The organism is Aeromonas sp. ASNIH1 (assembly GCF_002934285.1).
Classification (GTDB): domain Bacteria; phylum Pseudomonadota; class Gammaproteobacteria; order Enterobacterales; family Aeromonadaceae; genus Aeromonas; species Aeromonas caviae.
Map to the genome: position 1 here is coordinate 1,825,817 of NZ_CP026228.1, position 19,512 is coordinate 1,845,328.

Annotated in this window: 21 protein-coding genes; 13 read left to right on the forward strand and 8 right to left on the reverse strand. The window is 63.2% G+C overall.

Translation table 11 applies throughout. The features are described 5' to 3' along the window. Window positions 1–27: 27 nt before the first annotated feature. Complete coding sequence (locus C2U37_RS08830) at window positions 28–852, forward strand: MBL fold metallo-hydrolase (protein ID WP_104452132.1); 825 nt, start codon at window positions 28–30, stop codon at window positions 850–852. Between the two features lie 228 nt (window positions 853–1,080). On the opposite strand, the gene asnA is transcribed toward C2U37_RS08830, so the two are convergent. Continuing rightward, window positions 1,081–2,073 carry an aspartate--ammonia ligase gene (asnA, locus tag C2U37_RS08835; RefSeq protein ID WP_104452133.1) on the reverse strand — a complete coding sequence of 331 codons (993 nt, stop codon included), beginning with the start codon at window positions 2,071–2,073 and terminating at the stop codon, window positions 1,081–1,083. Window positions 2,074–2,227: 154 nt separating this feature from the next. On the opposite strand from asnA, the gene asnC reads away from it, so the two are divergent. Beyond that, window positions 2,228–2,689, forward strand: coding sequence for a transcriptional regulator AsnC (gene asnC / locus C2U37_RS08840; protein WP_104452134.1), 462 nt, complete (start codon window positions 2,228–2,230; stop codon window positions 2,687–2,689). 101 nt (window positions 2,690–2,790) lie between these two features. Here asnC and C2U37_RS08845 read toward each other — a convergent pair whose 3' ends face one another. Both C2U37_RS08845 and C2U37_RS08850 read right to left on the reverse strand, forming a co-directional pair. Further along, window positions 2,791–3,546 (reverse strand): substrate-binding periplasmic protein, encoded by a 756-nt coding sequence (locus C2U37_RS08845; protein ID WP_234922631.1) that lies wholly within the window; start codon window positions 3,544–3,546, stop codon window positions 2,791–2,793. Between the two features lie 258 nt (window positions 3,547–3,804). Continuing rightward, window positions 3,805–4,209, reverse strand: a complete 405-nt coding sequence (locus C2U37_RS08850) for a CBS domain-containing protein (protein WP_029314862.1) — start codon at window positions 4,207–4,209, stop codon at window positions 3,805–3,807. Between the two features lie 159 nt (window positions 4,210–4,368). Here C2U37_RS08850 and C2U37_RS08855 point away from each other — a divergent pair, with 159 nt between their 5' ends. Continuing rightward, window positions 4,369–5,073, forward strand: a complete 705-nt coding sequence (locus C2U37_RS08855; protein WP_039039618.1) for an SDR family oxidoreductase — start codon at window positions 4,369–4,371, stop codon at window positions 5,071–5,073. Between the two features lie 58 nt (window positions 5,074–5,131). Here C2U37_RS08855 and C2U37_RS08860 read toward each other — a convergent pair whose 3' ends face one another. Next, window positions 5,132–5,677, reverse strand: coding sequence for a 2-amino-4-hydroxy-6-hydroxymethyldihydropteridine diphosphokinase (locus tag C2U37_RS08860; RefSeq protein WP_104452135.1), 546 nt, complete (start codon window positions 5,675–5,677; stop codon window positions 5,132–5,134). 137 nt (window positions 5,678–5,814) lie between these two features. Between C2U37_RS08860 and cydH the strand changes: the two genes are divergently transcribed. The 4 genes from cydH to C2U37_RS08880 all read left to right on the forward strand — a co-directional run bounded on the left by cydH (window position 5,815) and on the right by C2U37_RS08880 (window position 9,360). Continuing rightward, a complete protein-coding gene (gene cydH / locus C2U37_RS08865) occupies window positions 5,815–5,895 on the forward strand; it encodes a cytochrome bd-I oxidase subunit CydH (RefSeq protein WP_223302605.1) in 81 nt (26 codons plus the stop codon). A gap of 102 nt (window positions 5,896–5,997) precedes the next feature. Further along, the gene (locus C2U37_RS08870) at window positions 5,998–7,410 is read left to right on the forward strand and encodes a sensor histidine kinase (RefSeq protein WP_104452136.1); all 1,413 of its coding nucleotides are present in this window, start codon (window positions 5,998–6,000) and stop codon (window positions 7,408–7,410) included. Window positions 7,411–7,515: 105 nt separating this feature from the next. Continuing rightward, window positions 7,516–8,025, forward strand: a complete 510-nt coding sequence (locus C2U37_RS08875; RefSeq protein WP_039039694.1) for a hypothetical protein — start codon at window positions 7,516–7,518, stop codon at window positions 8,023–8,025. Window positions 8,026–8,079: 54 nt separating this feature from the next. Next, window positions 8,080–9,360, forward strand: coding sequence for a sigma 54-interacting transcriptional regulator (locus C2U37_RS08880; RefSeq protein ID WP_010675978.1), 1,281 nt, complete (start codon window positions 8,080–8,082; stop codon window positions 9,358–9,360). Window positions 9,361–9,501: 141 nt separating this feature from the next. On the opposite strand, the gene C2U37_RS08890 is transcribed toward C2U37_RS08880, so the two are convergent. Continuing rightward, window positions 9,502–9,975 (reverse strand): DUF1097 domain-containing protein, encoded by a 474-nt coding sequence (locus tag C2U37_RS08890; protein ID WP_039039614.1) that lies wholly within the window; start codon window positions 9,973–9,975, stop codon window positions 9,502–9,504. 371 nt (window positions 9,976–10,346) lie between these two features. On the opposite strand from C2U37_RS08890, the gene msrP reads away from it, so the two are divergent. Further along, a complete protein-coding gene (gene msrP, locus C2U37_RS08900) occupies window positions 10,347–11,357 on the forward strand; it encodes a protein-methionine-sulfoxide reductase catalytic subunit MsrP (RefSeq protein WP_104452138.1) in 1,011 nt (336 codons plus the stop codon). 91 nt (window positions 11,358–11,448) lie between these two features. Then, window positions 11,449–12,102 carry a protein-methionine-sulfoxide reductase heme-binding subunit MsrQ gene (locus C2U37_RS08905; protein ID WP_104452139.1) on the forward strand — a complete coding sequence of 218 codons (654 nt, stop codon included), beginning with the start codon at window positions 11,449–11,451 and terminating at the stop codon, window positions 12,100–12,102. Between the two features lie 10 nt (window positions 12,103–12,112). Here the strand turns inward: C2U37_RS08905 and C2U37_RS08910 are convergent, their stop codons facing one another. Continuing rightward, the gene (locus tag C2U37_RS08910) at window positions 12,113–12,361 is read right to left on the reverse strand and encodes a PepSY domain-containing protein (protein ID WP_010675973.1); all 249 of its coding nucleotides are present in this window, start codon (window positions 12,359–12,361) and stop codon (window positions 12,113–12,115) included. Window positions 12,362–12,424: 63 nt separating this feature from the next. Between C2U37_RS08910 and C2U37_RS08915 the strand changes: the two genes are divergently transcribed. The 4 genes from C2U37_RS08915 (at window position 12,425) to C2U37_RS08930 (ending at window position 15,442) form a co-directional block, all read left to right on the forward strand. Next, window positions 12,425–12,757, forward strand: a complete 333-nt coding sequence (locus C2U37_RS08915) for a PepSY domain-containing protein (RefSeq protein WP_041211926.1) — start codon at window positions 12,425–12,427, stop codon at window positions 12,755–12,757. An 87-nt stretch (window positions 12,758–12,844) separates the two neighbouring features. After that, window positions 12,845–13,501 carry a response regulator transcription factor gene (locus C2U37_RS08920; protein WP_005332666.1) on the forward strand — a complete coding sequence of 219 codons (657 nt, stop codon included), beginning with the start codon at window positions 12,845–12,847 and terminating at the stop codon, window positions 13,499–13,501. A 31-nt stretch (window positions 13,502–13,532) separates the two neighbouring features. Then, window positions 13,533–14,879 carry a sensor histidine kinase gene (locus tag C2U37_RS08925; protein ID WP_010675971.1) on the forward strand — a complete coding sequence of 449 codons (1,347 nt, stop codon included), beginning with the start codon at window positions 13,533–13,535 and terminating at the stop codon, window positions 14,877–14,879. Window positions 14,880–14,980: 101 nt separating this feature from the next. Next, a complete protein-coding gene (locus C2U37_RS08930) occupies window positions 14,981–15,442 on the forward strand; it encodes a hypothetical protein (RefSeq protein WP_010675970.1) in 462 nt (153 codons plus the stop codon). A 147-nt stretch (window positions 15,443–15,589) separates the two neighbouring features. On the opposite strand, the gene torA is transcribed toward C2U37_RS08930, so the two are convergent. After that, window positions 15,590–18,070: a trimethylamine-N-oxide reductase TorA gene (gene torA, locus C2U37_RS08935; protein ID WP_104452140.1), complete on the reverse strand. Its 2,481-nt coding sequence runs from the start codon at window positions 18,068–18,070 to the stop codon at window positions 15,590–15,592. Window positions 18,071–18,092: 22 nt separating this feature from the next. Beyond that, a complete protein-coding gene (locus C2U37_RS08940; protein WP_010675968.1) occupies window positions 18,093–19,223 on the reverse strand; it encodes a NapC/NirT family cytochrome c in 1,131 nt (376 codons plus the stop codon). Window positions 19,224–19,512: the final 289 nt, after the last annotated feature.

Here is a 19,512-nt window from a genome sequence, read left to right on the forward strand (position 1 = left end):
CTGCGTTTTGTTTTCAGGGGGATTGAGATGCTGACGTTTTCCGTTTTGGTGGATGATGATGTTCATCTACCCGGCTGCTTGCCTGAAAAGGGACTGTCGTTGCTGTTGGAGTGCGATGGACTCAAGGTGCTGTTCGACAGCGGCCGTGGCCGGGCGCTGTGCCACAACGCCGCCGTGATGGGGATCGATCTCGCCTCTCTCACCCATGTGGTGCTCTCTCACGGTCATTACGACCATGTGGGCGGGGTCGGCTCGCTGCCCGCCTATCCAAGACCCATCCCGCTCATCGCCTGTCCGGACGTGTTCTGCGAGCGGGGCTACTTCCTGTCGTTGCTGCCCCGACGCTACAACCTCTACCGCCTCTCGGGCGACCTGGATCCGCGACAACTGGCGACGAGAGGGCTGCTCCCTCACTGTTCAGCTGAGCCGGTCTGGCTGTCCGAGCGGCTGGTGTTCCTGGGATCCATACTGCGACGGGAGCAGACCAAACCCTCCTTGCTTGGTTACATGGTGCGGGGCGGGCGGGTGGAGAAAGACCTCATCAGCGACGACTCGGCGCTGGCCTACAAGAGCGAGCAGGGGCTCATCGTCTTTATCGGCTGCGGTCACGCCGGGGCCGAGAACATCATCGAGTGGGCCAAGGAGGTGTGTGGCGACGAGCGGATCCACGCCGTCATCGGCGGCCTGCACCTGAAGTTTTCCGGCACAGAGCGGGTGGTGGCGCTCGGAGCCTATCTGCAGGAAGAGGCGGTGGAGCGGTTGTTTGCCTGCCACTGCACCGGCAGCAGAAAGGCGGGGTTGCCGCGCCAGCACCAGATCGGGGCGGGTTTTGAGCACAGTTTTTCGGCGTAAAAAAAACGGCAATCCGAAGATTGCCGGGAGGAATGTATTCGATGCGATCTGACGTGGGTTGAGCGGATCGCAGGGGCAAGCCCCAGGGTAGGCAGGCACAGTCAGCGACCATGCCCGCCTTACAGTCAGTCGGGATGCGCTCTCCACCCCGGCTGACCAGCTTCGCTATCGCGTCTGTCCCGCGCCGTGTTGCCGCGATAGGAGGACAGATGCAATCAAATCAATTCGTTACAGCATGCCTGGGATGGCAGCCTTCATTTCAGATGGCCAGACGCCGACCTGGACCTGACCGATGTGCTCTTTTTGCAGCAGCAGCATGGCCAGACGGGATTGGCCGATGCCGCCGCCGATGGTTTGCGGCATCCGTGCTGCCAGCAGATCCTGATGCCAGTCGTACTGCAGGCGATCTTCGTCCCCGGTGATGGCGAGCTGGCGGCGCAGGGCCTCTGCGTCCACCCGGATCCCCATGGAGGAGATCTCGAAGCTGTCTTCCAGCACCGGGTTCCACACCAGGATGTCACCGTTCAGACCCGCCAGCCCCAGCTCGCTCTCGCTGCTCCAGTCGTCGTAGTCCGGGGCACGCACGTCGTGACGTTCGCCGTGGGAGAGGGCGCCACCGATACCGATGAGGAAGACCGCTCCCAGCTCTTTGGCGATGGCGCGCTCGCGTCCCTTGGCATCGAGGTCCGGGTAGCGGGTCAGCAGCTCTTCACTGTGCAGGAACTGGATATCCGCCGGCAGGAAGGGGGTCAGGTCGTGTTCGGCACAGACCGCGCGCTCGGTGGCCTTGATGGCGGCCCAGATGCCGCGCACCGTCTCCTGCAGATAGGCCAGATCCCGGCGCTCGCCCGGCATCACCTTCTCCCAGTCCCACTGGTCGACGTAGACGGAGTGAATGGGGCTGAGACGATCCTCGTCCGGACGCAGTGCCTTCATGTGGGTGTAGATGCCTTCACCCGGGCCGAAACCGAAGCGGCCCAGGGTCTGGCGCTTCCACTTGGCCAGGGAGTGGACCACTTCATAGCTGTGCTCCGGCAGGGTTTTCACCTTGACCTGCACTGCATGCTCGCAGCCGGAGAGGTTGTCCTGGGTGCCGTCACCGACCCGGCTCAGAATGGGGGCTTGTACCTCCATCAGGCCGAGTTGCAGTGCGAGTTGGCGGGAGAACATCTCTTTGACGAAGCTGATCTGCTGTTGGCTGCGGATATAGTGCTGTTTCATGCTGAATTACCTGTCGTGAATCCGTTGAATGCGGTGATTCTTCAACAGAATGCCAACTAAATTCAATATTCGATAATTGAAATAGGCTTTGTGTGTTTTTTTCTTCAAAATAAGCCATCAATTAATGATGAATCATTAAAAGGAGCGCAAAAAAGTGTCAGAAAATTATCGGATCGATAATCTCGATCAGGCCATCCTCTCCGCCCTGATGGAGAATGCGCGCCTGCCTTACGCCGAGCTGGCCAAACAACTGCTGGTGAGCCCGGGCACCATCCACGTGCGGGTAGAGAAGATGAAGCAGGCGGGCATCATCGAGGGAACGCGGGTGCAGGTGAACCCCAAGAAGCTGGGCTACGACGTCTGCTGCTTCATCGGGATCAACCTCAAGAGCGCCAAGGATTACCCGTCGGCCCTGGCCAAACTGCAGGCGCTGGACGAGGTGGTGGAGGCCTACTACACCACCGGCCACTACAGCATCTTCATGAAGGTGATGACCCGCTCCATCGACGAGTTGCAGACGGCACTGATCCACAAGATCCAGACCATCGACGAGATCCAGTCCACCGAGACGCTGATTTCGCTGCAAAACCCGATCCTGCGGGATGTGAAGCCTTGAGTCGGGTGGTCTGAGGGGGGCGTAGAGATCCCTCTCCCGTGCGAGACCCTGTTCGCGCAGCAGAACTCGACCCTGTGGGCAATGACACCCTGACCGGTGGGTCAGGGTTCGATATAGGGGATGCCATATTTGTCGTAGAGGGCCTTGAGCCGGCCGTCCCGCTTCATGTGCAGCAATTCGGCATCATAGGCGGCCATCAGGGCCGGGGTGTCGGCATCGGCCCGGGAACGGGTCCAGGCATTGAAGTAGGGGCTGGTCTTGAGGGGTTTTGGCAGGTAGTCGAGCTTGCCTTCCAGTCCCTCCTCTCTTATCTGGGTGAAGGCGGTGACCAGGGACATGGGCACCACGTCGATACGACCGGCAATGAGTTTTCGCAGTTGCAGCTGGTTGATGGGGATCTCCTGGAAGTGATAGCTCGGGTCTGTCATGGCTGCCGCGAGCTCGGGGGTATAGGAGAAATCCCGGGTGACACCGATACGCCAGGGTTTGAGATCCGTCAGATGGTCATAGTGGATCAGGCCTGCGGACTCCTTGCGTATGAAGAAGTGCCAGCTATGGAGCATATGGGCCTGTTTGGGGTAGAGCAGATAGGCCTCCCGCTCCGGTTTGTAGGAGTGGGCCAGCAGCAGATCATAGAAGCCGCTTTCGGCATTGCGGGTGAGCCTGGCTCCCGAATCGATGAGCTCAATCCTGATGGGGGTATGGAGCGTGCCGAAGATGGCGGTGACGAGATCCACATCCAGCCCGCGAGGGTGTCCTTGTGCATCCAGCCACTTGAGAGGGGGCTCCTGGATGCCACCAATGACCAACTCCCTAGCTGACAGCCAGCAGGGCAGCAGAAAGCAGAATACGAGCAAGCGTCGCACGTTACATCTCCTGAGCACTCGGGACGGGGTCGCATCCGGCAGGGACTGTGACCAGCACCTATCTAACTAGAGACGACCACGGATGGCAAACCCTGAAATGGGGAGGGGACAAACGAACGGTGCCGGTGGGAGGAGGGCGGCGCTGCCTCGACAGGCCGCCCCGTGGCAGAGTCGGGCGGGATGGACCAGCCACTCGCCGGCTGTGGGCGGGAGGGTAGTCGGCATGAAACGTGTGCGAGGTGGCCTGACTCAGGTTGCCTGACACTGTTTCATCTGGGTGTTGAGGGCCTGCATCACCTGACGACGGCTGATGATGCCCGTCACCTTGCCTCCCTCCATTACCGGATAGACCTTGGGTCTGGCCCCGGCCATCTGGCGGGCGAGATCAACGATGTTGTCATCAGGAGAGACGAACAGCGGGGTCCGGCTCATCAGATCTTCGACCAGAGTACGGGTGTCGCAGTGATAGCTGCCCGTGAGCAGGGCGGGAATGCAATCCTGCTCGGAGAGAAATCCGACGAGGTGCTGATGGTCATCCAGTACCGGCAGGCCCCCCAGGTTTGCCCGATGGAGTCTGTCCAGCGCCTCGGCCAGACCGAGGCCGGGGTGCAGTGAGTGGGTCAATGGCTGCATATGATCGCGAATTTGTAGCATGATGGTGGCTCCATGGGGGTCGATGGGACCACTATGCCCGGTGGCCATGACAGGGGGCCAATGGGTTTTGCCTCGGACATCGATAGGTCATGGCCGATGAATGGGCCCTCCGTGCGATCCTGAATGGATCGGGGAGGGCGACAACCACAAGGAGAGGGTATGCGTGCATTGGTAACGGGCTGTGGCCGTCGCCTGGGATTCTATCTGTGCGAACAGCTGGTGGCCGCTGGCTGGCAGGTGACGGGCAGCTATCGCAGCGAACGGCCCGAGCTGGATCGTCTGCGAGACGTGGGCGTCGAGCTGGTACAGGCGGACTTCACCCGGGAAGAGGAGGTGGGCGCCGTGGTGACGGCGCTGGCGGCCCATGAGGATCTTGCCCTGATCATCCACAATGCCTCCGCCTTCGAGCCCCAGGCGGCGGATCCTGCGGTGCAGCTGGCCCAGTTTGATCAGTTCTACCGGGTACACATGGCGGCTCCCTTCCAGCTCAACCGGGCGCTGGCGCCCGCCCTTGCCCGCCAGCCCAACGGGGGCATCATCCACATCACCGATATCTACATCCATGCCCCGGCACCCCAGTTTGCCGCCTACGTGGCCACCAAGGCGGGAGCCCATTCCCTGGCCATGAGCTTTGCCCGCGAACTGGCACCCGCCGTGCGGGTCAACACCATAGAGCCTGGCCCCATCCTGTTTCTCGACGAGCACGGGGATGACTGGCGCCAGCAGGTGCTGGCGAAGACGCCGCTGGCGCGGGAAGGGGGTCTGGAGCCCATCTGGCAGGCGGTACAGATGCTGATGAAGAACGACTACATGACCGGGGCCAGCATCCGGGTGGACGGGGGGCGCGCCCTTGCCGTCATCTAGGGCAAGGCGGGCCGCCATGACATGAGGCGCCTTTGGGCGCCTCATGTGTGTGAACGGCTCAAGGGTGCCGGATGGCGGCGTGCCGGGAAGGGGGGCCGGGGTGGCCGTTGCCGGGAAGCAGGGCCTCGTCTTGCTGGCAGAGATGGATGGGGGCCTGGCCGATGCGCTGCTTCGCAAACACCTTGCTGCCCGGCAGGCCGAGGGTCACCTTGCCGGAGTCCACACTGCCGCCCTGATACATCTCCGCCAGCAGATCCCCCAGGTAGGCATCCACCCCGGCCTCGGCGAAGTCATCCCGTTCGCCGCAGGCCAGTATGTCGATGTCCAGTGGCCTGTCCGCCACCTTGCACAGGGGGTTGTTGCGATCCCGGCCATGAGCCAGCTCCATGGTGACAAACTCGGCCTTGAGCTGGACGGGGGAGAGGTCGCTCTGGACGACGAACAGGCAGTTGAGGAAGTCGTGGCGCGAATGCATGCACACGGGCTTGGTCTGGATGACGGAACTCAGGTGAAGGCGACCAAAGCGGGCCAGCAATTCGGCGACGGCCTGACTGACGTGCAGGGCGGGGTCGAGATTGGATCCAATGCTACAGAGGTAAAACATGCTTTCCATTCCTTGGGTTGGGCTCGTCTGAAATATATACGCAGCTCACGGTTATGGGATTCACTATGAATTAACATGTCGTTATCTGTTGTGATCCAACGCTGATTGGCAGAAAGGAGGTTTGCATGAGCGTAGAAATGAAATGGGCACTGTTGGCCGCGTCAGGGGCCCTTGCTATGATCATTGTCATCTGTGTGGCGTCCGTCGGCCTGGCGTGAATCCGGCCTCGGTGAGCAATCAAACCGGCTTTATGGCCGGTTTTGCTTTTTGGGGCAGTGCGGATATGCTGGCTCCCCCATGACGAATCGAGACCGCAGAAGATGACCAAGGTTCGGCCCCGCTCCCTGCTCCAGGTAGTACTGATGGGCTTCGTGCTGGTGCTGATGCCCCTGGGGGGCATGATCTGGCACGACAGTCAGGCTCTCTCCCACCTGGGCCAGCTCACCAGCGACGAGATGGAACGTGCGGTGCGGGACACTCGCCGGGCGACGCTGCTATCCACCCAGGCCATCGATCTGGAGCGCGCCCTGCGCCGCTATGCGGTCCTGGGTGATGACCGCATCCTGGCCAGTTATCGGCAGCAGCTGGTGCGCTACCGGGAACTGCTCGCGACCCATCAGGACTCCATTCCGGATGCCGAGGTCTACGGAGATCTCGAGGCGACGCTGGTCTGGCTCGACGGCCTGCAGGATCTGCGCAAGGCCAGGCAGGAGGCGACCAGCCCCCGTTTCACCGACTTCAACGAACTGCACCAGCAACTGGAGGTGGTCACCCGCAGCCAGGTGGATGATCACGTGACCCGCATGCGGGGCGCCATCGTGGAGCTGAAACAGCAGATCTGGTGGGTCAGCGGCTTCGTGGTCGGGCTCAGCCTGCTGCTGGTGTTGCTCTTTACCTACCTCATCATCCACCCGGTACGTCAGATTGAGTCGCGGATCCTGAGTCTGGGCGCAGGTGTCGAGCCGGATCAGCGCCCGGTGGATGGCCCGGCCGAACTGGTGCTGCTGGGGGAGCGGATCAGCTGGCTGCACGACAAGCTCAAGGAGCTGGAACAGCAGAAATACCAGTTCCTGCGCCACGTATCCCACGAGCTGAAAACCCCCCTTGCCGTGCTGCGGGAGGGGGCTGATCTGCTCTCGGAGCAGCTGGTGGGGCCCCTCAACGGGGATCAGCAGGAGATCTGCCAGATGCTGGAGGAGAACAGCCGCCGTCTGCAGACCCTGATCGAGCGGCTGCTCGACTTCAATCGCCTCAGCCAGCAGGAGGTGTTCACCCTGTCCGAGGTGCCCCTGGCGCCCTTGTTGTCAGACTTGTCCGAAGAGTACCGGCTCGCGCTGGAATCCAAGCAAATCAGTGTACACTTGCCGCCCGAGCCCATCAGCCTGCGGGCAGAGCCCTACCGCCTGCGACTCATCCTCGACAATCTCTTTTCCAACGCGGTCAGCTATGGCGCCAGGGGCGGACAGATCTGGATCCGCGCCGGGGCGGGAGCGGGCGGCGGCTGGCTGGAGGTGGCCAACGAAGGGCCTGTCATCCCGCCAGACGAGCGGGAGCGCATCTTCGAGCCCTTTGAACAGGGCAGCATAGTGCGCCAGGGATTGCTGAAAGGCTCCGGCATGGGCCTCTCCATTGCCCGTGAGTCTGCCATGAGTCTGGGCGGCGAGCTCAGGCTGATCGAGGATGCCCAGGCGGATGTCTGTTTCCGGCTGGATTTGAACGTGCGCCCGAGCTGACGGGCGTGGCGGCGACCCCGCAGGTGCGGGTGGCGCCTTGACACCGAATATTGAGAGGAGCGGGCAGGTGCCTGTTTCCCACCAGGATCTGAAGTGACATTCAAGATGAAACGATTTGTGATTCCCGTATTGATGATAGGCCTGCTCGCTGGCTGTTCCCTGCTGCCTTCTACCAGCCTCACCGAGCCTTCCCAGGAGGCGATCGCCAGGCGGATGGAGTTTGCCAACAAGGAGATGCAGGTGCGCCTGCAATACTCGGACTGGCTGCTGGCCAGCCATCCCCAGCAGCGGATGCAGGAGCGCCAGCGACTGGCCGGCGCCACCGACCTCGAGAGCCGGGTCAGTCTGGCCATGGTCAACACCCACCCGTCCGAATCGGTGGCCAGCCGCCGGGCCGGGCTGGATCAGCTGAAAGCTCTGTTGCCGGAGCTCGGTCTCGATGCCCAGGCCTTCCTGCGCAGCTGGATCGCCCTCGGGGAGGAGCTGCTGGTGCGAGACAGCCGCCGCGACGATCAGAGTCAGGAGGTGAAGCGTCTGCGCCAGCAGATAGAGCAGCTCTCCGCCATCGACGAGCAGCTCAACCAGCGTAAGCTCAATGGGGGAGGTCAGCCATGACAGCTCCGGACCGCGCCGCAATGATCGCGTTTTTCGCCAAGAGGAGGTGAGAGCATGAGCCGTATTCTGCTGGTGGACGATGATGCCAGCCTGCTCAAGCTGATGAGCATGCGCCTGCGCAGCCAGGGTTACGAGGTGGATACCGCCGACAGCGCCGAAGGAGCGCTGGACAGGCTGCGCCAGCAGCGGGCCGACCTGGTGCTGAGCGATCTGCGCATGGGGGGCATGGACGGGCTGGCGCTGTTCGAGCGGATCCAGTCCCAGTGGCTCGGCATGCCGGTGATCATCATGACCGCCCACGGCACCATTCCCGACGCCATCCAGGCGACCCGCTCCGGGGTGTTCAGCTTCCTCACCAAGCCCATCGACAAGGACGAGCTGCTGGTCACCATAGAACATGCTCTCAGCCTGACCCGTCCGAAGCAGCAGCAGGAGTGGCAGTCCCTCATCCAGACCCGCAACCCGCAGATGGAGCAGTTGCTGATCCAGGCGAGCAGCATCGCCACCATGGACGTGCCCGTGCTGATCCTGGGCCCCTCCGGCGCCGGCAAGGGGGTGATGACCCAGGCGCTGCACCAGGCCAGCCACCGCCGCGACAAGCCGCTGCATACCATCAACTGTGCGGCTCTGCCCTGGCCCGCGCTGGACTTGCAGCTGTTTGGCGAGGATGGCCAGTCCGGCCTGTTTGCCGAGGCCAAAGGCGGCACCCTCTTCCTCGACGAGATAGGGGATCTGTCGGAGTCACTCCAGGCCAAGTTGCTCCAGGTGCTGGCGGAGTATGGTCAGGGTACCCCCGAGGTGCGGGTCATCAGCTCCAGCCATCAGGATCTGGTGACCGCCATGGAAGAGGGGCGTTTTCGCGAGGATCTCTTCTACCGCCTCAACGTGGCCAACATCACTCTGCCGCCTCTGAGCGCCCGCAGCGAGGACATCCCCCTGCTGGCCCGTCAGGCGCTGGACGATTACCGCAACCGTCACCCCGATTGCGCCGCCCTCGGCTTCTCGCCGGAGGCGCTGGCCCTGCTGGCCGCCGCGGCCTGGCCGGGCAACGTGCGCCAGCTCTGCGGGGTGGTGGAGCAGCTCGCGAGCCTCTGCTGCAGCCCGGTGATAGGCGCGGCCATGGTGGAGTCGGCCCTGAGTGGCGGCGGTGGCGGCATTCCCTCGTTCAACGAGGCGCGGGCCGAGTTTGAAAAGGAGTACCTGATCCGGCTGCTGCGCACCACGGAAGGCAATGTGACCCTGGCGGCCAACATGGCGGGGAGAAACCGCACCGACTTCTACAAGCTGCTGAATCGGCACGGCATCGAGGCGGCCAACTTCAAGTCGAAGGGATAGAAGGGATAAATGACAGAGGGGCGGCCCGTCGATGACGGGCCGCCCCTCTGGTTTCCGACCGAATCGGTTACCTTGTCAGGCTCAGGCTCAGGCTCAGGCTCAGGCTCAGGCTCAGGCTCAGGCTCAGGCTCAGGCTCAGGCTCAGGCCGGGTCGCTGACGCCGTCGGTGGAGAGGGTCTTCTGGGAGAGCCAGAGGCCGCTCGCCTTCATCAGATAGCCAAACAGGGCGCCGATGATGAGGGAGGGCAGAATGAGCCGCCACTCGCCTGCGGCGCCGAAGGTGGCACAGCAACCGGCGAAGGTGCCGGGAATGTAGGCGAGCCACTGCTGCCTGGCCTGCACGCACATCAGGGTGGCCACCACCCCTGTCATCAGATAACCCGCCATGCCGGCCCCCCACCAGGTCTCCCCGTGGATCAGCAGGAGTGCCCACAGCATGCCGGTGGTGTTGCACAGCAAGGTCTGTAACAGCGCCTTGTAACCGCCACTCGAGGCGAAGTAGCTGGTGCAGCCGAGGAAGCCGACCCAGGAGATGAGACCGAGTGCGGCGGCCAGTCCACCCCAGACGGCGGAGAGGATCCCGGTCGTGATGGCGATGGCGAACAGTGGGCTCATGGCGTGACTCTCAGTGGTTGAATCCGGAAAAGGAGGCAGCCTACTCCGCGGTGGAGCGGCAGCAAGCGGGGGCCGGATTGTGTGTGATCCCGGTCACTCTTTGCAACTCTGGAATACGCTTGCGCTCGCGAAAAAAATTCATTGGAGGCGCCGCAGACCTTGTTCCATAGTTAGAGGCCCTGTCCTGCTCATGGAGTGAGTCTGATGGTGCCAAACGTGATCGTTCCTCTGCTGGTGTTCGTAGTGCTCTTCCTGGCCGGTACCATGGCCAAGGCACTGCCCCTTTACCAACTCATGTAATTCTGTGTGAAATAAAACTCGGCCGGGGCGGGTCTTATGGCTGTCAACCTCATCGTCCCGGGAGTTTTTTCATGTTGATCAAGCGCCGTACTTCTCATCACCCCACCGAACAGGATGTCACGCCGGAAACCGTCTATCAGGATCGTCGCCGCATTCTGAAAGGGCTGGGCCTGGGCGTCGGTGCCGCCACCCTGGCGTTTCCGGTGAAGGCCAGCCTGCTGGATCTCTTCGCATCGGACAAGCCGGCCACCGTGGCCCCCACCAGACCCCTCGACATCCGTGCCGCGACCCGACCAGAGGGATTGATCCTCACCCCGGAGGAGAAGGCCACCACCCACAACAATTTCTACGAGCTGGGGACCGACAAGGGGGACCCGGCCCGCAACGGCCATTACCTCAGGCCCGAGCCCTGGACCCTGAAGGTGGAAGGGGAGGTGGCCAAACCCTTCACCCTGGATGTGTGGGATCTCATCAACAAGAGCACGCTGGAGGAGCGCATCTATCGGCTGCGCTGCGTGGAGGCCTGGTCCATGGTATTGCCCTGGAGCGGCATTGCGCTGGCGGATCTGATCCGCCGTGCCGAGCCCACCAGTCGCGCCAAGTTCGTGGCCTTCGAGACGCTCTATGATCCGGAACAGTTGCCGGGGCAGGCCTCCCGTGCCCTGGGGGGCGGCATCGATTATCCCTATGTGGAGGGCTTGCGCCTCGACGAGGCCATGCACCCCCTCTCCTTCCTCGCCATGGGGCTCTATGGCAAGACCCTGCCCGCCCAGAACGGGGCTCCCATCCGGCTGGTGGTGCCCTGGAAGTACGGCTTCAAGAGCATCAAGAGCATCGTCTCCATCCGCCTGGTGGAGGAGATGCCCCCCACCACCTGGAACCTGCTGGCCCCCAACGAATATGGCTTCTACGCCAACGTCAACCCGAACGTGGATCACCCGCGCTGGAGCCAGGCGAGCGAGCGTTTCATCGGCGAGGGGGGCATCTTCGGGGCCAAGCGCCAGCCGACCCTGATGTTCAATGGCTACGGCGACGAGGTGGCGTCCCTCTATCAGGGGATGGATCTGCGTAAATGGTATTGAGACTGATGCTCTGCCCGACTGATCTCTTGCCTCCTTTTCCCCTGGTGGGAGAGGGGATGAGAAGTGGGAAAAACATGACGGGAGCTGCAATATGATGCCGAGACTGAAAACAGCCCATGTCAACGGCTTGCGGGCGCTGGTGCACTTTGGTTCGATCGGCTTTTTGCTCTGGCTGGGCTATGCCGTGCCAGCCGGGCTGCTGGGGGGGGATCCGGTCCAGGGGCTGACCCATTACCTTGGCAAGGGGGCCCTCCACCTGCTGTTGCTGACCCTGCTGGTGTCGCCGCTCGCCAAGCGCTGGCGCCAGGGGCAGCTCATCAAGTTGCGCCGCCCCCTCGGGCTCTGGTGCGCCGCCTGGGCGTCCCTGCACTTCATGGTCTGGCTGGGGCTGGATCTGCAGTTCGACTGGGGGCTGATTGGCGGCGAGCTGGTGAAGCGCAGCTACATAGTGGTGGGCATGGTGGCGCTGCTGCTGTTGCTGGCGCTCGGCATCACCTCGATCCCGGCCCTGTTGCGGCGCATGGGGCCTGCCTGGCAGAAGCTGCACAACTGGATCTACGGGGTGGCTCTACTGGTGCCGGTACACTACTGGTGGTCGGTCAAGAGCGGGTGGCAGGAGCCCCTCATCTATCTGGTGCTGGCCTGCGCCCTGCTGTGGCCACGGCGAGAGAAGCTGCTGCGCCCCTGGCGTAGGCGAGCGCAAGTAGCCGGGAGGGGGGCGGCGCAACAGCCGTCACGCCCATAGCAAAAGAGGCCTATTCGGCCTCTTTTTTGGTGATCTCGCCGGTGTTGGCATCGACCTGCAACTGGACGCGCTGATCGTCGGCATTCAGGGTATCGACCTCGAATTTGTCCCCTTCCAGCTCCACTTCCCGAATGTCGTGATACCCTTGTGCCAGCAACAACTTGACCAGTCCGGCCATGTCGAGACGTGTCTGCGCCGCCCAGCCAAAGGTGGAAAAGAGGCACAAGATCAGCAGGATACTGCGTGGGATCATATTCATTCCGGATTCATGGCTGGCACACTATAAACGGCATTATGTTAGGTTTTGAGAGATGAATCACCCATGAATAGCGCGCTGCCCCTGCTTGGATTGCTGCTGCCGATGCTGGTTCAGGCGGCCCAGCCGAACGAGGCCTTGCTGCAACAGGCGGTCAGCGAGGGGCGGGTCCGTCCTTTTCATGAGCTGATGGCGGTGGCCTCCCGCCTGCCGGTGCGGGTGCTGCGGGTCGATCTGGGTGAGGAGGATGGCGTCTGGCTCTACGAGCTCAGGCTCATCGACGAGGAGAACAGCGTCATCAAGGTGGGCTACCGGGCTGACAACCTGGAGATGGTGTGGCTCAAGGGCCACCATCTGGAACGCCTGTTCGCTCCGCGCCCGCCCCCGGAAGAGGAGTAACGGCGTGAGTCCGCGAACGTACCGCCATCCGGTTCGTCCCCCCAACCGTTGCCGGTGCCGGCACAACCCTGTTTTGGATACCCATGTATGCGCATTCTGATAGTTGAAGATGAAAAGATCCTCGCGGGCCAGCTGGCGGAACAGCTGCGTCTGTCCGGTTTCGTCACCGATCTCTGCCACGATGGCAACGAGGCGGGCTTTCTCGGCGAGACCGAACCCTATGACGCCATCATCCTGGATCTCGGCCTGCCCGGTCGCGACGGCCTGAGCGTACTGAAGGAGTGGCGCAGCAAGGGGATGGACACCCCGGTGCTGGTGCTGACCGCCCGTGGCCAGTTGCACGAGAAGATTGAAGGGCTCAACGCCGGGGCTGACGACTACCTCACCAAGCCCTTCCAGGTGGCGGAGCTGGTGGCGAGGGTGCAGGCGCTGGTGCGCCGGGCGGCGGGGAACGCCAGCTCCATCCTCGAGATCGGTGGCGTGCGTCTCGACATGGCGGCTTCCCAGGTGTGGTACGAAGGGACCCCCATCAAGCTCACCGCCCACGAGTTCCGGGTGCTGGGCTACCTGATGCAGCACAGGGGCAAGGTGGTGTCGCGCAGCGAGCTGATCGACCACATCTATGCCCAGGATTTCGATCGCGACTCCAACACCGTGGAGGTGTTCATCGGCCGCATCCGCAAGAAGACCCACGCCGATCTCATCGAGACGGTGCGCGGCCTCGGCTACCGGATCAACGAATGACACCCTCGCAACCGATGGCGGGGTGGGTTGAATGAGGCTGGTACGCACCCTGCGAGGTCGGCTGGTGGTGATCGCCATGGTCTGGTGCGGTCTCTTCCTGTTCGCCACCGGCTTCAGCCTGCAGACCATGATGCGCAACTACTGGCAGGAGGCGGAGGCCGATGGCCTGCGCCTGCAGCTCTACGATCTGCTCTCCCGCCTCGAGATCCAGCCGGACGGCATGCCGGTGGTCACCGAGCCTATGGCCGATCCCCGTTATCGCCAGCCCTACTCCGGCTACTACTGGCAACTGGAGCTGGGGGAGACGGTGGTCAGTCGCTCCCGCTCCCTGTGGGATGCCCATTTGAGCGCCCACGGCCTGAAGTCGGCCTTCGGCGATCCGGACCTCTTCGTCGGCAAGGGGCCCAACAAGGAGCCCCTGCTCATCATGACCCGTACCGTGCTGCTGCCGGGGTCTGATCGGGTCTTCACCCTGGTGATGGCCAAGGACAGCAGCGCCCTGACCCAGACCCTGAAGAAGACCCGTATCAGCCTGTTCCTCGGCCTCGGCTTCGCCGCCACCGGCCTGGTGCTCGGCTTCATGTTCCAGATCCTCTACGGCCTGCGCCCGCTGCACCTGCTGCGCCGCGAGCTGAGCCGCGTCCATCAGGGTCATCAGGAGGGGTTCCGGCTGCGCTACCCCCTGGAGATCCAGCCGCTGGTGGAGGACATCAACCGCCTGCTGCACCACTATGGCGAGCTGCTGCAACGAGCCCGCTCCCACACCGGCAACCTGGCCCACGCCCTCAAGACGCCGCTCAGCATCATGCGCAACCAGGTGACCCAGTTGCCGCCGGAGGATCAGGCCGCCCTCGGCGAGCAGCTCGACCAGATCCAGCGCCACATCGACTACCACCTCGGCAAGGCGCGGGTGACCGGCGCCGCCAAGATCCTCGGGGTGTCGACCCCGGTGCGGGCCCGGGTGGAGTACATCTGCCGCGCCTTCTCCCGCCTCTATCCCGGCAAGACGGTGGACTTGCAGGTGCCGGTCAATCTAGCGGTCGGGGTGGAGGAGCAGGACTTCGACGAGATGGTGGGCAACCTGCTGGAGAACGCCTTCAAGTGGTCCGCCAGCGAGCTGCGCATCTCCAGCGCCGAGCTGGGGGGCTGGATCACCCTGCGCATCGAGGACGACGGTCCCGGCATGAGCGAGGATCAGATCGCCAAGGCGGTGCTGCGGGGGGTGCGCCTCGACGAGAAGGTGCCGGGCTCGGGCCTTGGCCTCAACATCGTCTCGGATCTCGCGGAAGCCTATCGCGGCAGCCTCATCATGGGGCGGGCCGAGCTGGGGGGGCTCGCCGCTTCCCTCTCCCTGCCCAAGGTGGCCAGGGTCGAGTGACGGAGCTCCCCGTCGGGGGCCCCTTTTGTGCCGCCGTGCTGGCAAGGGTGCGGCACCCGGCATAAGATACGTCTCTTGTTTCAGGTGTAGGAAGGGTAGCAATGACTGACGATCCTTGGGCTTTGTGCCATCTCGATGATTCGTTCGATGCCTCGGTGCTGGGCACCAAGGGGGCCCAGATCCAGTGGTTCGAGGACAGGGATGCCCTGATCCAGTTCCTGCTGGAGGACTTTGTCGACCTGCTGGCCGACGTGGGCGAGCTGGACGAGGATCAGACCGAGAGCGCCCGCGAGCGCTTCACCCTGCTGGTGGAGCAGAGCCTGGATGATCGCACCCTGATGGATGCCATCAACGATCTCGCCTCCGGCCTGCGCCGTATTGCCTGGCTGGGGCCCCTCTCCGAACTGGCGGAGTTGAGCGACGATTTCGCAAGCGGGCTGCGTGCCTTCTTCTGGAGCCAGTATGACGGTGACGAGGATGACCCAGAGGCCTGGGTGCCGGAAGATCTCTGGCCCCAGCTGGTCGAGTGTGCGGAAGAATATATGGTTGAGGGCGACTTCTGATCCCCCTTGCCAGCACCCTGGCTGCAAGGCGGGTGGAGTATGCGGAAGAGCATATGGTTGAGGGTGACTTCTGATTCTGAACCACACCACAAACTGCGATAAGAAAACGGCGCCTCTATGGCGCCGTTTTGTCTGCATGCAACTGCCTCAGCCGTTGGCCGGTACCTCGTGCGCCGTGTTGGCGAGCACTGGCCCGATATACTTCTCTATCTGCAATTGGGCCATGTGGCCGCAGTTGCCCTGGGCCAGACTGGACGAGCCCTCGTCGAAGGTGAGGCAGTTGACGTTGCCGTTCTTGCAGATGCTGCCCGCTTCGCCCGGCTTGGCCGGATCGTACCAGGCCCCTTCACACACCCGCACTACCCCGGGCCGGATATCGGCGGAGATCAGGGCCCCCACCAGGATCTGGCCGCGCTCATTGAAGGCCCGCACCAGATCGCCATCCTGGATGCCGCGCGCCTTGGCGTCGTCCGGATGGATCAGGATCGCCTCCCGATCGGCGATGGCGAACTTGTCCCGCAGCGGGGTGTTGTCGAGCTGGGAGTGCAACCGCTGGGTCGGGTGGGAGGTGTTGAGCGACAGCGGATAGCGCGCCGCCACCTCGCTCTTCACCCACTCCTTGGGCTCATACCACTTGGGATGACCGGCGCAGTCGGCATAACCCATCCCCGCCACCGTGTTGGAGAAGATCTCGATCTTGCCGGACGGGGTACCGAGCGGGTTGAGCAGCGGGTTCTCGCGAAAATCGGCGTGACGGATCCACTGGCGGTTGGCCTCCGGGATCGGGAAGCGGATGTAGTTGTTGGACTCCCAGAACATGTTGAACGGCGGCAGCGCCACACGTGCGCCACGGGCCTGCGCCGCCATGCCGTCGTACATCTGCTTGAGCCACAGCATCTCGTCCTTCCCTTCGGTGTACTGCTCCTGCACGCCCAGCTTGGCGGCGATGGCGCTGAAGATGTCGAAGTCGTTGCGGGCTTCAAACTGGGGGGGCACGCACTGGTGCATCGGGAAGACGTAGCGCTGGGAGTAGTCGCCGCCCATCTCCAGATCGTTGCGCTCGTAGCTGGTGGTGACCGGCAGCACGATGTCGGCGTGTTTGGCAGTCGCCGTCCAGTAGGGCTCGTGCACGATCACGGTCTGCGGCTTGCGCCACGCCTTGACCAGGTTGTTGGTGTCCTGATGGTGGTGGAAGGGGTTGCCGCCCGCCACGTAGACCAGCTTGATGTCCGGATAGGTCACCTTGCGGCCGTTGAAGTCGATGGTCTTGCCCGGATTGGCGAGGCAGTCGGCGATGCGCGCCACCGGGATGGGGGCCGGGCTGTTCTTCGGCGCATTGCCGGCGGAGATACCCGCCAGAATGCCGCCCTTGGCGGTGGGGCTGCCACCGGAAGAGTAGTGGTAGCTGAAGCCGTAGCCGCCACCCGGCAGGCCGATCTGGCCCAGCATGGCAGCCAGAGTGACCAGCATCCAGTTGGGCTGCTCCCCGTGGTGCTGACGCTGCATGCCCCAGCCCGCCATGATCATGGTGCGCTTGGCGGCCATGTCGAGGGCCAGCTGGCGAATTACCTTGGCATCGACGCCGCAGATGGCGCTCGCCCACTCGGCGCTCTTGGGCTGACCGTCATCCTTGCCGAGCAGGTAGGCGAGGAAGGTGTCGAAGCCGACAGTGTAGCGATCGAGGAAGGCCTGATCGTGCTTCTTCTCGCTGTAGAGGGTGTGGGCCACCCCCAGCATCATGGCCACGTCGGTGTAGGCGTTCGGGGCAATCCACTCGGCGCCGACCAGCTTGGCGGTCTCGTTGTAGACGGGATCGATGCTGATGACCCGGGTGCCTTTCTCTTTCAGCGCCTTGAAGCCGGCCTGCCCCTCGTGGTCCGGCATGTTCCAGCTGTTCTTCAGGGTCACCTGGGCGTTGACCCCCCAGAGCACCACCAGTTCGGCGTGTTCCACCACGTTGGGCCAGGCGGTTTGCTGCTCGTACACCTCGATGGAGCCCATCACGTGGGACATGATCACCTGGGCCGCGCCGGTGGAGTAGTCACCGGCATAACCGGTGAAGCCGCCCGAGAGGTTCATCAGGCGGTGCAGCAGGGTGCGGCTGTTGTGGAACATGCCCACGCTCTTCCAGCCGTAGGAACCGGCGTGGATCGCCTGGGGGCCGAAATCAGACTGAACGCGCTGGATCTCGCCGGCCACCAGTTCGATGGCCTTCTCCCAGCTCACCCGTACCCACTCGTCGGCTCCGCGCAGCTCCGGTCTGGCACCCGGGCCGTGCTCCAGCCAGCTTTTGCGCACCATGGGGTACTTGATGCGGTTCTTGGCGTGGACCTGGAACGGCGCCATGTCGATGAGGTCATTCGGTGCCGGATCGTCGGCCACCGGCTGGACCCGCACCATGCGGCCCTCGGAGACGATGGCCTCGAAGGCCCCCCAGTGGGCGCCGGTCAGGATGCCTTTCTGGGCGGGCACCAGGGTGGGGAACTGCTCAAGGGCCGTGCTGACGGCCTTGGCCAGGGCGCTTTTCGGGAAGAGACCAGCCAGCAGGGGCAGGGCGGCACAGGCCCCCAGCCCCTTGAGCAGAGTACGGCGGGAGAGGTTGGTCTGTTGGTCATTGAAAAAAGTCATGGGAGAGTCCTCTGTTCCTGCCTTAATGGGCCGCGCTCATGTCGCTGGCGTGTTTCTGCACGTATTGGGTGAGCATGCGCGCCTGCTCCGGGGTGAGGGAGGTACGGGACTCCATCCCCTTGATGACGCCGATCCACTGGTTGGCGTTGAAGTGATCCAGCGCGGTGAGGCCGTGACAGCCGGTGCAGTTGTTGGACATCAGGGTGGAGGCGTATTGCCACAGCTTGCCCTGGTCGCCGATGAGCTGGCTCTGGTCGACCCAGGCGGTCAGGCTGACCTGATGCCAGGTGAGGTTGGTGGCGCTGTCGGTCTCGCTCTTGCCGGTTACGAGGGCTTTTCTGGCGGCTTCGCCGACCAGCACGCTCAGGATCCGTTTGCCGGGGGCGGCGTAGAACACCTCGCTCACCCCGTCCTGCTGCCAGCCGTCGATCCGTACCTGGGCGCGGCCGTTGTCGTTGGCCAGCACTTCCACCTGGGTGGAGGGCATCAGGGTGCCTTCATCAGTCTTGGCGCCGGCATCCAGATAGAGCGGGGTGGTGGCAATGGCATAGCGGGTGGTGACGGTGGCCGGGGTCTGGGCGGCGGCTTGCGCCAGCTCGCTGGCACCGGCGGCAGCCAGGCCGCTCATGTCCGGCATGATGTGGGCGACGCCGCGGTGGCAGTCGATGCAGGTCTGACCCTCCTTGATGGCGACCGGGTGCTCGGCGCGGGCATTGGGGCGCTGGGCCAGGATGTCCATGGCGGCGTAGCTGTGGCAACTGCGACAGGTGGCGGAGTCATTGGCCTTGAGCTGATCCCACACGGTCTGGGCCATGCGCAGCTTGTGGGCCTCGTATTTTTCCGGGGTGTCGAGGGTGCCGATCGCCTCGTGATAGATGTCTTTCACGGCGCGGATCTTGGTCCAGAGATAGGCGGCGGGTTCACTGGGGATGTGGCAGTCGGCGCACTCGGCGCGGATCCCCTTCACGTTCTGGAAGTGGACACTGCCCTGATATTCGGCGAGGGGGGTCTGCATGGAGTGGCAGGAGACGCAGAACTCGGTGGAGCTGGTCTTGTGCAGCACGGTGACGGTGACGCCCAGTGCAGCGACCCCCAGCAGGGCCCCGAGCAGCAGAAGCCAGAACCAGGTCTTTCTCAACAGTTTTCCAAGCATGGTGACGGTGTCCTTCGAATTCGGGTATTACCAATATAGTAGTAGTCCCAAGATTCGATGGGTTGACCTCGGTCATGGTTTTTATTTCGTCATAAAATTGATTTTTGGTTTTGTTTTTTGTTTGTACATGTTTTTTTGAATTTTAATCGCACTTTTACCCTTCAACGGGAGCGGGATGCGCTGTGGTGAGGGCGATGCCCAAGCCGGGGCGAGGAGGCAGTACGCCACCCCGGGGCTTGGGGTTTGTGGCGGGAGGATTGTATACTGTTCACATATACAGTATTCAGGT